A 12,326-nucleotide genomic window follows, 5' to 3' on the forward strand; every position below is an offset into this window, starting at 1 on the left:
CAGCTCCCCATTACCGGCTTTGCCCATAAGGCAGGTAATGGGCGTCACCCATTACCTGCCGCAATCGGCATTGCCCGAAGTGCCAGGGCGCGGCGCGCGCGCAATGGCTCGCCGAACGGCAAGCTGAACTCCTTCCCGTACCGTATTTCCACGTCGTCTTCACCATGCCGGCCCCCGCCGGAGAGATCGCCTTTCAGAACAAGGCCGCCGTCTATGCCATCCTGTTCCGCTGCGCGGCCGAGACGCTCACCACCATCGCAGCCGACCCCAAGCATCTCGGCGCTCAGCTCGGCGTGACCGCCGTCCTCCATACCTGGGGCCAGACCCTGCAACACCATCCGCATATCCACTGCGTCGTGCCGGGCGGTGGACCCTCGCTCGACGGCACACGCTGGGTCGCTTGCCGGCCCGGCTTCTTCCTGCCAGTGCGCGTCCTCTCCCGGCTGTTCCGTCGCCTGTTTCTGCAAGAGCTGCAAGCTGCCTTCGCGGCTGGCGAGCTCGGCTTCTTTGGCGCTCTCGCCCATCTCGCCGATCCCACTGCATTCGCCGCGCGCCTTAATCAACTTCGACGGACCGACTGGGTCGTCTATGCCAAGCCGCCATTTGGTGGGCCGGAACAGGTGCTGGCTTATCTCGGCCGCTATACGCATCGCGTCGCCATCGCGAACAGTAGGCTGATCTCGCTTGCCGATGGCAAGGTGAGCTTTTCCTGGAAGGACTATCGGCAGAACCGCAAAACCAAAGTCATGACGCTTGATGCCGACGAGTTCATTCGTCGCTTTCTCCTGCACTCCCTGCCGGACGGCTTCCACCGCATCCGCCACTATGGCTTCCTTGCCAATGGCGGACGCAACGATAAAATCGCTCTCTGCCGTCAACTCCTTGCTGTCCGCAACGCTCCGACGGATCAAGAAGCCGGCGACGATCCCCTCACCAAATGTGAGATCCCCGTCTGCCCGCATTGTGGCGGCACCATGCGGCGCGTCGATGTCGTCCCGCGAGCCTGCGCCCGCGACCATCCGTTTCGTTGTGATACGTCATGACCAGCGCCTGCACCATCCACCGCTTCTGTGATCACCTTCTCCACGGCAACGCCCAAAGTCGCCGTGGCCGCGCTCGTCACCGAACACCCTGCCAATCGTTCGGCCACGCATCCCAGCGCAGCAAGTCGCTCGCTGGATCGCGCCCTTGGACCGATCAATCCGGCCCCTCACATCCGATGAATGACTCGCCGACGCGCAGCGACCACAGGCGCGCCTTCCCAGCAGCCGCACCCGCTGCACTATTCCCATAGCGCCCACAACTCCGCAGCTTCGTTCAATCCGGCTTCTATGAGGTCGCACGCCCGACCGAGCGCGCGGCTCCGCGCCTGCCCCGCGACCTCACAGAACCCTCAAGATTCTGATGCATGTTCGAACTCACCGTGCAATATCTCGTGCTCGAGCGTCCCGTAACATGGCGCGGTTCTACGTGCTTACGATCGAGCCGACGCTCTTTGGCGATACCGCATTGGTGCGTGAATGGGGCCGTCTCGGTGGGCGCGGTCGACGGCAGCTCGATCTGTTCGATGGTCTCGTGCAGGCCGTCGAGGCTCTTGAGTCTTGGCTCAGACGAAAAACCCGTTGTGGTTACGTCCAGCGGCATTCGCCATGCTTGGAGCGAACGTGCGACCCCGCATGAGATGGCTGGGATGGATGAAGTGCCGAAGAAAGTATACTAAGGTAATCCGAAGTCATCTTCAGTCATATTCCAAGAATTGCAAAAGTATTCCATAATCTATCGTAGCGGGCCTACAGGCCTGAGAACAGATCGCTCACACGGCAATCGAGACCTTGAATTTCCAAGAGCTAACTGCTCCGGCTAGCGGGTCGAGTGACCAATCAGGTGTTTTGCTGGTCCAGCACGAGACTGTCTGCGGGCTACGAAAGCCTTGTATGAAGGGCGGCACTGCAAACCACCTAATTCATCGCTCACCGGCCACCGGAGTTGCCGCCGTGAGACTTTCATCAAAGTATCGGATGCGACCAGGAGATTGAGATCAGGACCGCAGGAAGCGTCACTATCCGCGATCTGAATGCACTACATCCAAAAAATCGATTTCACCAACTCACCTACTGCCGGGTAGGAAAAGTGCCAGCCATTGAGCAACAGGGTAGTTTTCCCGTCGGGAAAACTACGAGGAGTATCTCATCATAAACACGGCAACCCGGTCGTAGGCGCGGCTTTCGGCAGCTCTGACCAGCTCTACACCGGCGGCGAGGGCAACCGCAAGCTCGAAAGCGTGTGGAGGATCATGCCCTACCCTTCAGCAGGACGGCCCGATCGCGCTGCGCCGGCGCGCACCCGCAACGGCTTTGCGACACGATAAACCAGCGTATGTTGAGGCGGCAACCAAGGAATGAATTGACCGTCAGTCAGTTTCCCATCTTACAGCTCGTAGGTTCGCCCACCAGAATTCTATGCTCTTGGCGAAGGCGATGCGCCGACGTCTATCCCCCGCTTGGACCGACCGAGGATGAGATACCGCAGCGAGCCACGCTGAATTACTGATCCCATAGTCAAGCCCTCAGATGCGGCATGAATCCGCAACGGCAAGCTCATCGCGTGGGGCACATCTCGAGGATGTTCAAGATGAACGTGCAGAACTTAGCTCGACTCGAAACGCGCACGCTTCCGCGGCATTTGCGGCGGCTCGAGGCCGAGTCGATCGAAATCATGCGCGAGGTTGTCGCAGAGTTCAAGAAGCCGGTGATGCTCTATTCGGTCGGCAAGGATTCAAGCGTCATGCTGCACCTTGCGGTGAAAGCATTCTATCCGGCGAAGTTGCCCTTCCCACTGATGCACATCGATACGACCTGGAAGTTCCGCGAGATGATCACCTTTCGCGACGAGACGGCCAGGCGCATGGGGATCGATCTGATCGTCCACGTGAACAAGGACGGCATTGCGCGCGGCATCAATCCCATCGACTCCGGCTCCGCGCTGCATACGCAGGTTATGAAGACCGACGCGCTCAAGCAGGCGCTCGAGATCTACGGATTCGATGCGGCATTCGGCGGCGCGCGGCGGGACGAGGAGAAAAGCCGTGCCAAGGAGCGCATATTTTCGTTCCGCGCGGCAGGACATGCCTGGGATCCGCGCAACCAGCGGCCCGAACTTTGGAACCTGTTCAACACGCGCATCCGGCAACGCGAAACGATGAGGGTGTTCGCGATGTCGAATTGGACAGAGCTCGACATCTGGGAATACATCATGCTCGAAAACATCCCCGTCGTCCCTCTCTACTTTGCGAAACAGCGACGTGTGGTGCATCGGAATGGCACCCTGGTCATGATGGACGACGAGCGGCTCCCGCTCCGGCCAAATGAGACCCCCGAGTTGCGGACGATCCGTTTCCGCACGCTTGGGTGCTACCCCCTGAGCGGCGCCATCGAATCGGAGGCCACTACCATCGAGGACATCGTAGCCGAAATGCGGCTTACCAAAGTGTCGGAGCGCCAGGGTCGTCTCATTGATACGGATGAGGCCGCTTCAATGGAGAAGAAGAAGCGAGAAGGATACTTCTGATGGATACGGATGCTGCGGGTTGCCTCGGCGAGGCCGTTAGCAAAGATCAATTGCGGTTCATCACCTGTGGCTCGGTCGACGAGGGCAAATCGACGCTGATCGGGCGACTCCTGCATGACAGCAAGATGATCTATGAGGACCAGCTACGGGCGCTCGCGCGCGACAGCGCCAAGCACGGCACGACGGGCGAAGACATCGACTTTGCTCTGTTGGTCGACGGCCTCGAAGCTGAACGCGAGCAACGTATTACTATCGATGTCGCCTATCGGTTCTTCACCACGCCGCGCCGATCGTTCATGGTCGGCGATACGCCGGGCCACGAACAATATACCCGCAATATGGCAACCGGCGCCTCCAACGCGCAGCTCGCGATCATCCTGATCGATGCGCGCAAAGGGATTCTGGTGCAAACCAAACGCCATTCGTTCATCTGCTCACTATTGGGCATCCGGCACGTCCTCCTGGCCGTAAACAAGATTGACCTCGTGGACTACCGAAAAGATGTCTTCGACGGCATCGTGCGCGACTATGTCGCCTTTGCTTCGGCGCTCGGCTTCAAGTCGATCGTTCCATTCCCGATCTCCGCCAGATACGGCGACAACATCATCTACCGATCCGGCAACACCGATTGGTATCATGGCCAGTCTCTGCTGGATTGCCTCGAGACTATCGACATTCAGTCCGAGACGACCGACCTGCCCTTCCGCTTTCCGGTACAGTGGGTGAACCGCCCCAATCTGGATTTCCGGGGGTATGCGGGCACGATCGCCTCGGGAAGCATCGCGGTTGGCGACGAAATTATCGTGGCAGCATCGGGGCGCAGCTCGCGCGTGAAGCGAATTGTGACCTATGATGGTGATCTTGCGGCTGCAGAAGCTGGCGACGCAGTAACGATCATGCTCGAAAATGAGATCGATGTCAGCCGCGGCGATGTCCTCGCAGGTCCAACCCAGCGCCCTACGGTCGCCGACCAGTTTGCCGCTCATCTGATCTGGATGGATGAGGAGCCAATGGTACTGGGCCGCTCCTATGCATTTCGGATCGGCACGCAATCGATTGCCTCCGGCAACGTCACGCGCATCAAATACAAGATCGACGTCAATACCGGCGAGCCTCCTCTTGCGGCGACGACGCTCGGGCTCAATGAATTCGGCTTCTGCCACGTTGCGACCACTCTGCCTGTGAGCTTTGATCCCTATCACGTGAATCGGCGCACCGGGTCCTTCATCGTGATCGACCGCTACACCAACCGAACGGTTGGCGCGGGAATGATTGATTTTCCGCTCCGCCGCGCCAGCAACGTTGCCTGGCAACCGCTAACGATCGGCAAGCAGGAGCGTGCCGGGCTCAAGCAGCAGAAGCCATGCATCATCTGGTTCACCGGGCTTTCGGGCGCCGGCAAGTCGACGATTGCCAATATCGTCGACCAGAAGCTGTTCGCGATGTCGCATCACACGATGCTGCTGGACGGCGACAACCTCCGTCACGGCCTCAATGGCGATCTCGGCTTCACTGACGCGGATCGGATCGAGAACATCCGACGAGCCGGTGAAGTGGCGAAACTGATGCTCGACAGCGGCTTGATGGTCATTTGCTCGTTTATCTCGCCCTACATGACCGAGCGGGACCTGGTACGCAAGCTCGTTGGGAAGCGCGAATTCGTCGAGGTCTTTGTGGACACGCCAATAGATGAGTGCGTCCGACGCGATCCAAAGGGACTTTATTCGAGGGCAAAATCAGGCAAAATCGAGAACTTTACTGGCATCGACGCCCCGTTCGAAGCGCCGCGCGCGCCGGAGGTACACTTGAAGACCTTGGGCCAGCCACCAGAACAGTTGGCGGATCAGGTTCTAGATGCGCTTGCCGCAAGAGAGATTATTTCTCTGACATAGCTCAACTAGGGCACCATTCGACCTTGTCGCAAGCTGGACTCTGGTCACGCAGGTCGTGAATGTCCTCATCCGCCATGCCCCTGCTGCCCGAACCTGGCGGCTTTCGTTCTGGTTTCACGGCTTGACACAGGCCCCTATTCTAGTTCGCCGGGGATCGACCATTCGTCCTTTCGTGCCGGATCGAACAGTGGCGTCGCGCGCTGCAGGCTGTACCAATGCACCCGGTCCGAACCATTGTTGACAGGATTGCGCGAAAATGACCACGGGTGAGCAGGGGAAGCTTCTTTGCCAGCTCAAACAATGTTCGACGATTTTGTTCTATTCAGAGCCGCCGCAACGAAGCAGACGTCCTTGCTCACTCACTTAGCGCATGCGAGGCCGCTCCTAGTATGCGGAACCTGCGCCGATCATGTCCATGCCTATGCCATCATCCATTGCGAGGTCGCAGCGGCTGGCGGACCGTCGCTCGCAATGGCGAAGAAACGAGACACGTGACCGGTCAGATTAGCGAGCGGACCTCCGAAAGCCCAGACACAGCCCACCGCTTCATAGTCGGCCCAAGAGGTCGTACAACTATATTCAAAGAACGAGTCGTCCGCTAACCGTACAAGGGCACAACCAAGTCTAGAGGTTTTATGCTTTGTCACACAACTCTATCGACGGGGCACGGCTCGCACTCAGCCGGAGCAGACAACCGAGATCTAAGCTTTGATTTTGCTAAAGGCATACTCATTGTCTTGGTGATCGTTGGACATCTATTGCAATATGTCATCTACCGAAACAATGATTATTGGTATTCGCCGTATTTCAAGTCGATCTACATGTTTCATATGCCTCTGTTTATGGCGATAAGCGGATATCTGTCTTCGAGAGCTCTCCTGCGAAAATCGCTCATTCGTAGTATCAATGAGCGCGCGATACAATTATTGCTGCCAACGCTGTTTTGGTGCGCCTTTATGGAGACAGCTAAGGTAGCTGCATTTTCGCCTTCGAACAGTATAACTTACGCAGACATTTTGAAGGATTTTATTGGCTCATACTGGTTCATATGGGCGGCATTTGCATCTTTCCTTGTCATAAAGGTCCTTCTAACGATTTGCCGTCGTCGATCAATGTGGATCATAGGCATGTCTGCAATTGCGGTCGCAATCTTGCCCGTCACCTTTTCGATATTGCCCTTGATAAGATACACTTTCCCGTTCTTCTGTCTGGGATTCTTGCTTTTCCAGTCGACCGAATGGCGAGCGCGCGTTCTCCCACGCAACAAATCTCCCTTGATCTTCTCACTCGCAGCGCTTGCTTTCGCCTGCTTTCTTGTTTGGGGCAAAGAGACTTATGCCTACAACAATCTCGTTCTGATACGCGATACAGCATCGGCTGAACAGGTGTTGCTGATGTTCGCAGGCTCTGTGGCGGCCTCTGCGATCGCATTTGAAACGGTGCTACCGCTCTGGAAACTCAGCTCTTCAAATCGAGTGGCCCGCTTTGTCGCGGTGGAACTTGGGCAGAGCACGCTGCTTCTTTACCTGCTCCAGGGCACCGTTTTTCGTCTTATGGATTTGGTCCAGTTCGGAGAACTATGGGATCTCTCGACCAGAATCTCGATGGCTGGTGTGCTTGGAGTGGCCATCATTGTCATCGCGATGACAGTTCGCTGGATTGTCCGCGACCTCGGATGGGTGTCTCGGGTTGTTGCCGGAACGCCGCCACGCTCGGGGCCGCTCAAACCTCAGTCAGTAACTAACTAAACCCTGCCCTCTTGGCATTGCGACAGCAGCGTCTCACTGGAACCAAAATCTGCGCGACATCGCACCCTCGCGAGGGGATCGGCTAAGCCTTTGGCTATTCCAACCCGTAATGAAGCTTGATCCCACCTCTCGACGGCCTCAAGTTCTGATGGGATCGTCCGCGTGGAGGAATTCGTGCGAGTGCCAAAGACTGCATCGCGCTGATTGTGCGCTAGGCGGCCCCAAGCGGAAACCGATGTCGCCTTCACGGCCTCGCCCATAGGCGCGGCCGCATGCTCCATCCATCTTAGTACCCCGAAACGCTTGAACCCAAGCTCGAGCCCAACTCGGCGGGCGAGGTAGACGACCCCGACATCGTTATAGTCGCGCAAGTATCGCCGCGCCCCTCTGACCACAGCTGTCCTTCACCAATCTGATGGGCATTATATTTTCGTGCCTGGATGTGGTCATCGACCCCGTCGATTGGCACGCCAATTGCTGGAATATAGCTGAAGAAGAACGCCACGATCTCGATGGTCGAGAGGTATCCATGTCAAACCCGAATTGGTTCTCCTGGTACTCTTTTCCATTCTTTGCGCCACTCAGCGGGGCAGTAAATCAGGATATCGAAACGAACGTCGTCAAAGTTTCAGAACTCCAAAAGAAGGTCTTTGAGCAGTTCAGCTTGGGCCAACAGCTCGAAGCTCTTTTCGCTGCCGTCGAAGAACTTAACCGGCGCCCCCGGATGGCGAGAGTGTCGCAGGACACTAATGATTCGAGTTCTGGAGAGGCAATGAAACACCTCGAAGAGATGGCAAAAGGCATGGAGAAAATCAAACGGCGTCACGGCGTTGTCGTCCTTGATGAAGCTGAGCGCGCACTGGAACGCCTGAAGGCTGCTAACCCTGCGCAATATGAAACATTCATCCGCGACCACGAGACCAAGCCCGGGAGCCCTGGCGAAGGTGTCAGTCCGGACCAAGGCTGATCACCTAACGGGCTATCTCAGTTGTCTCGAAGCGCGATCACCATTCGGCACCTTTCGAGGCGATCCATTGGGACGGGTGCCAACTGGCAGCCCATGAATTGTGGTCCGGACGATCGGTGTCATTTAAAATCTTCAGCGTGTCTGGTTGAAGACATGGATGTTCGAACTTCTACACGGGCGCGACGCATTCAGCCGGCACAGTGCGACGCTCAGCCTTCCCCTTCAGAAACGGGCTCGCACACCCCGTTGGTGGCGGATACGGGCGAGGAGCCGGGCTATGCAAATCAGCATTCTCTTTTTTCCGCCGTCATAGAAGAGTTCCGGACGAACAGCGCCTTCGAAGGCAGATCTCTCGAGTACATGTAACAAGACAAGGAGATGGTGATGACGAAGGAAGCCGGAAGCAACGATGACATTGGCGGTGCAACAGGCGCATTTCAGGACTTTGCAAAGCGAGCCATCGTAACGCAGACGGAGTTCTCGAAACGGCTTTTCGACACCTATTGGCATTGGCAGGAGCGAATTCAGATCGAATCCGCGCAGGCGATGGAGCTCTTCGGGAAGGTCACTTCTGCGAGCTCGGCGACCCACCGGATCAGTATTTTTCAAGGCTGGATCAACGACGCCACACTGCGGGTCGCGCGGGATGTGATCTATTCGATTGAAACCGCGAAATCCCTCACGAACGTCGAACTTCCGCCGTACGCCAGCCCATGGCTGACACCCCTTGCATCGTTCAACTTGCCAGCCGGGGCTGGCGTCAATTTTCATTATGGCTCCTGGCAATTGCCGACCCTCCGGATCGAAGCAGGCCGACCAGAGCGATGAAAGTTGGGCTTACTCCTACCAGGAGCCCAATGCGGAATGACGCGTTTCCTTACAAGGGAACGTGCCAGCGGCACCGGACACCGCCGTCTTGGAAGATGGAGCTGCGAAAACTTTGCAACAGCTCCGACAAGCCAGAGTTTGGCGCCATGAACGCGGAGCTCGCCAAGGCGAATGTCTATAACGTGCTCACGTAGAAAAACATAACAGCTCTGGCCGGGGATCAGGAATGATGCCGCTAACGGCAAGTGGGACTCCTTCAGCCCGACTGACGTTGACTGAACGTGGACATCCGACTTCATGCAGAAGCACTTCCCTTGACGATCGTAAATCCACCGAATTGCATCGCGATACATTCCTAGTAGGTGCCGATGAAGGCCAGACGCTGGCCCCTACTTGGGCGGGAATATCTGCCGGTCCCCGCTAAGCCGAGTGCTCCACTACGGAATGTACAAGACGGCAAATAGCGCGAGGGCAGCAATAGCGAGCAGCACCACGGCCTTCCTAATCAACGCACGTCTTTCGATTTTGTCGGCCGCATATCCGCAATCGCGAGCCACCTTGAGGAGGCCGTCTCGTTCGATTTCTCTCGTCGAGAGCTCAGCTTCTGCCAGGTAGATCTGCTCTAGCCGCCGAAATTCTTTCGCATTTCGCGCTCTGCGCGCACGCACGACCATACGCATTGTCCCCATCACAAACTCGTCTCAGATCGCGGCAAAGTGGAGTTGCGGTTGCGAGACGCTCCAAAGCTATCCGCAAAGTGCGCGCTGGATGTGATTGCCAGCCTACCAACTTAGGTAGTTGAGACGACAGTGTTACCTAAGCAAACTCCGAGGAATCTGCCTTTCACGCGGAGGAGAGGCCAGGAGGGGCGGTGATGAGAAGGAAAGAGAAGGCCAGAAAAGGAGCGACGAAGAGCGGAGGAAAGCACGAATTTTTTGTGGTGAATCTGACCAAAGAAGAGCTGAAGGGGCATGTTTTGTGGAAGAGCAGCGGCGACGAGATCAAGCTCGATGTCAATGGTCTTGAGCCTGGCAAGGGCTCGCTGCGAAAGCAGTTTTACCCGTCCTGCGGCAATCGGAACTATTGGTGCTGGTCGGAGCGAGACAGGGAGTACCAGCTGAATTGTTATGATGGCTACACATATGCCATTGTAACCATCAGCGACTACGGAATCCGTGTGCTTGCTACCGACACGAGCCCGGATACGTGGAAATGGTAGCATAGCATCAACTCTGACGCTTTGCGTGTCTGCTTCCATTTCCAGGACGCGCTGAACGCCAGCGCATCATGAACGTCCCGAAAGAAGGAAGCGGCGGAAATCAGTCAGGACGAACTGGAGGCGCTTGCGCGACGGTTCTAGCCGACACCCTCGATCATCTCACAAAAGCGGGAGCAATGCTTAGGTCTTCATGCCTAAGCGGGATGAATTTGATGGTCTTCTGCGAGATCCTGCAAATAGAACGTCTCGTCACGTTCTTTCTTCAAATGAATCAGCTCGGATCTAGTCCCCACAATGCTCACAGTTTCCTTTGCCATCGTTTCCCTTCTTTACGCAACGGTCGGGCAAGCCGGAGGTACAGCGTTTCTGGCTCTAATGGCGTTCTCATCATTTCCATCGACTCAGATGCGTCCGACTGCATTGTTGCTCAACATCGTCGCCGCTACGTATTCAACGTGGCTCTTCAATCGCGGCCGCTTTGTTGATTGGAAGAAGTTGAAGCCTCTTGTCATCGCCTCGATGCCGACTGCCTTAGTTGGAGGTTTCACAGTCCTGCCTCAGCAAATTTATGATGCTGTCACCGGTGTCGTGCTTCTTGTGGTCGCGGCCATCTTGTTGTTCCGTCGAGCGAAGGGAGACATCCTAAATCGCGTCGCGCCATCTTGGGGCGCGATCGCAACAGGCGCTGGCGTCGGCATCGTTTCAGGCCTTACTGGTGTCGGCGGTGGCGTTTTCCTCGCGCCGATCCTAATCGCGATGCGGTGGGCGTCGCCCAAACAGGCCGCAGCTTTATCGGCTCCCTTCATATGGGTGAACTCCGCGGTTGGGCTAGTCGGGGCAATTTACGTCGGACAGATGCCTTCACCGCAGACCTGGCTATACGCCCTAGGCGCTTTCGCCGGGGCAATGATCGGAACCACAGTTGGTCTTCGTTGGCTATCGGAAAAGACAACGCGCTACGTCCTTGCCGCTGTACTCGGCGCCGCCGCTATCCAGCTCATCGCCTTTGCAACAAGATGAAATCGTTCAGGTCGAGATATTTCGCCGCTGCGCGAGCGTGGCCGGCAAATAGCAGCAAAGCGGATAGCTTCCGGAATACTACCGACTCTCTCTAGCGGTGGCCTATCTCGCCACAAGCAGTGAAAACCGGCGACCTTACGAATTCCGGCTCAAGACCTGGACCGACCTAAAGGGCTCCGAAGCACCTGGATGCGCCTGGCACTGCGGCAGCATCGAAGTGCTGGCCCCTCCTAGCTACTCGTCTTGGAAATCTCACATATGAGTCAAAACTCTCGAGGCGCTAGCCGTCATAAATGGCCTGATCGGGATCAGGCCGCATGCTGTTAAACGTGGCGGTAGTCTCAATTCTGAACCGGGATAGGCATTACGTCGCCGTCGCGTTAGACCGAACGTACACTAGGGAATGTACAAAACAGCAAATAATACGAGCACGGCAAGAGCAACGATCATCACCGCCTTACTAATCAATGAACGTCTTTCGATTTTACCGGCCGCATGCCCGAAACCTCGAGCGATATTGAGTAAGCTGTCTCGTTCGAGATCTCCCGTCGAGTGCTCAGCCTGTACCAGGTAGATCTGCTCCAACCGCCGAAACTCTTTCGCATCTCGCATTCTGCGCGCGCGCCCAGTCATACGCATTGCCCCCATCACAAACGCGGCTCACATCGTAGCGACGTAATGTCGTCGCTGTAGAATGCTCGAAGGCTATCGGGGAAGTGCGGACTGTATGTGAATGCGAGCCCCACCAAATCAGGTAGTTGAGAGACGACAGTGTTACGCTAACAAGCCCCTAGGACACTGTCGCTCGCACGGAGGAGAGGCCGTGAGGATCGGTGATGAGAAGGAAAGGAAAAGCAGCGGCAACGACATCAAACTAGATGTCAATGGTCTTAACGCCTGGCAGGGGTTCGCCGCGAAAGCAGTTTTTCCGCCCGAGGTGGTCGGGATTATGCGCCACCTTTTGGAGCAGACAATCGAAGCGTCACTCAAGGGTATGACACCTTGGAACTGACACAACTATTTGACGCCCAGACCGCTGAGGCAGCCGTTCTAAACGCGGCGCCGGGCCGTCAATAGGCCCAAGA

The 12,326-nt window shown here is 56.7% G+C and carries 11 protein-coding genes and 1 pseudogene; 10 read left to right on the top strand and 2 right to left on the bottom strand.

The genetic code is table 11. The features are described 5' to 3' along the window. Window positions 1-53 precede the first annotated feature (53 nt). From AYJ54_RS18320 to AYJ54_RS18345, 7 genes and pseudogenes are all read left to right on the top strand, one after another. Window positions 54-1,043 (top strand): annotated as a pseudogene (locus AYJ54_RS18320) (IS91 family transposase); the annotation flags it as partial. Between the two features lie 412 nt (window positions 1,044-1,455). Beyond that, window positions 1,456-1,680, top strand: a complete 225-nt coding sequence (locus AYJ54_RS47370) for a WGR domain-containing protein (protein ID WP_347337220.1) — start codon at window positions 1,456-1,458, stop codon at window positions 1,678-1,680. 951 nt (window positions 1,681-2,631) lie between these two features. Beyond that, the gene (gene cysD, locus AYJ54_RS18325; RefSeq protein WP_063700955.1) at window positions 2,632-3,567 is read left to right on the top strand and encodes a sulfate adenylyltransferase subunit CysD; all 936 of its coding nucleotides are present in this window, start codon (window positions 2,632-2,634) and stop codon (window positions 3,565-3,567) included. Then, on the top strand, window positions 3,567-5,459 hold the full coding sequence (cysN, locus tag AYJ54_RS18330; protein ID WP_063700825.1) for a sulfate adenylyltransferase subunit CysN: 1,893 nt from the start codon (window positions 3,567-3,569) through the stop codon (window positions 5,457-5,459). Before cysD ends, cysN begins: the two co-directional genes overlap by 1 nt. Window positions 5,460-6,094: 635 nt before the next feature. After that, a complete protein-coding gene (gene nolL, locus AYJ54_RS18335) occupies window positions 6,095-7,207 on the top strand; it encodes a nodulation factor fucose acetyltransferase NolL (protein WP_063700830.1) in 1,113 nt (370 codons plus the stop codon). A 442-nt stretch (window positions 7,208-7,649) separates the two neighbouring features. Further along, window positions 7,650-8,174, top strand: coding sequence for a hypothetical protein (locus AYJ54_RS52455; RefSeq protein ID WP_245329064.1), 525 nt, complete (start codon window positions 7,650-7,652; stop codon window positions 8,172-8,174). A 384-nt stretch (window positions 8,175-8,558) separates the two neighbouring features. Continuing rightward, window positions 8,559-9,002, top strand: coding sequence for a hypothetical protein (locus tag AYJ54_RS18345; RefSeq protein ID WP_136623780.1), 444 nt, complete (start codon window positions 8,559-8,561; stop codon window positions 9,000-9,002). A gap of 437 nt (window positions 9,003-9,439) precedes the next feature. On the opposite strand, the gene AYJ54_RS18350 is transcribed toward AYJ54_RS18345, so the two are convergent. Next, on the bottom strand, window positions 9,440-9,676 hold the full coding sequence (locus tag AYJ54_RS18350; RefSeq protein WP_063700835.1) for a hypothetical protein: 237 nt from the start codon (window positions 9,674-9,676) through the stop codon (window positions 9,440-9,442). A gap of 200 nt (window positions 9,677-9,876) precedes the next feature. Here AYJ54_RS18350 and AYJ54_RS18355 point away from each other — a divergent pair, with 200 nt between their 5' ends. Further along, on the top strand, window positions 9,877-10,221 hold the full coding sequence (locus tag AYJ54_RS18355; protein WP_063700836.1) for a hypothetical protein: 345 nt from the start codon (window positions 9,877-9,879) through the stop codon (window positions 10,219-10,221). Window positions 10,222-10,515: 294 nt separating this feature from the next. Further along, entirely contained in the window at window positions 10,516-11,241 is a 726-nt protein-coding gene (locus AYJ54_RS18360; protein ID WP_063700837.1) for a sulfite exporter TauE/SafE family protein, read from the top strand. A gap of 396 nt (window positions 11,242-11,637) precedes the next feature. Here the strand turns inward: AYJ54_RS18360 and AYJ54_RS18365 are convergent, their stop codons facing one another. Then, window positions 11,638-11,826, bottom strand: a complete 189-nt coding sequence (locus tag AYJ54_RS18365; RefSeq protein ID WP_136623781.1) for a hypothetical protein — start codon at window positions 11,824-11,826, stop codon at window positions 11,638-11,640. A gap of 238 nt (window positions 11,827-12,064) precedes the next feature. Between AYJ54_RS18365 and AYJ54_RS18370 the strand changes: the two genes are divergently transcribed. Next, on the top strand, window positions 12,065-12,253 hold the full coding sequence (locus AYJ54_RS18370; RefSeq protein WP_063700839.1) for a hypothetical protein: 189 nt from the start codon (window positions 12,065-12,067) through the stop codon (window positions 12,251-12,253). The last annotated feature ends 73 nt before the right edge of the window (window positions 12,254-12,326 follow it).

It is taken from the genome of Bradyrhizobium centrolobii (genome assembly GCF_001641635.1).
Lineage (GTDB): Bacteria > Pseudomonadota > Alphaproteobacteria > Rhizobiales > Xanthobacteraceae > Bradyrhizobium > Bradyrhizobium centrolobii.

Excerpts from the sequence above, each read along its gene's own strand:
- cysD (WP_063700955.1), top strand. The coding sequence starts at position 2,632 with ATGAACGTGCAGAACTTAGCTCGACTCGAAACGCGCACGCTTCCGCGG.
- AYJ54_RS18355 (WP_063700836.1), top strand. The coding sequence starts at position 9,877 with ATGAGAAGGAAAGAGAAGGCCAGAAAAGGAGCGACGAAGAGCGGAGGA.
- AYJ54_RS18360 (WP_063700837.1), top strand. The coding sequence starts at position 10,516 with ATGCTCACAGTTTCCTTTGCCATCGTTTCCCTTCTTTACGCAACGGTC.
- AYJ54_RS47370 (WP_347337220.1), top strand. The coding sequence starts at position 1,456 with ATGGCGCGGTTCTACGTGCTTACGATCGAGCCGACGCTCTTTGGCGAT.
- AYJ54_RS18350 (WP_063700835.1), bottom strand. The coding sequence starts at position 9,676 with ATGGTCGTGCGTGCGCGCAGAGCGCGAAATGCGAAAGAATTTCGGCGG.
- nolL (WP_063700830.1), top strand. The coding sequence starts at position 6,095 with ATGCTTTGTCACACAACTCTATCGACGGGGCACGGCTCGCACTCAGCC.
- AYJ54_RS18345 (WP_136623780.1), top strand. The coding sequence starts at position 8,559 with ATGACGAAGGAAGCCGGAAGCAACGATGACATTGGCGGTGCAACAGGC.
- cysN (WP_063700825.1), top strand. The coding sequence starts at position 3,567 with ATGGATACGGATGCTGCGGGTTGCCTCGGCGAGGCCGTTAGCAAAGAT.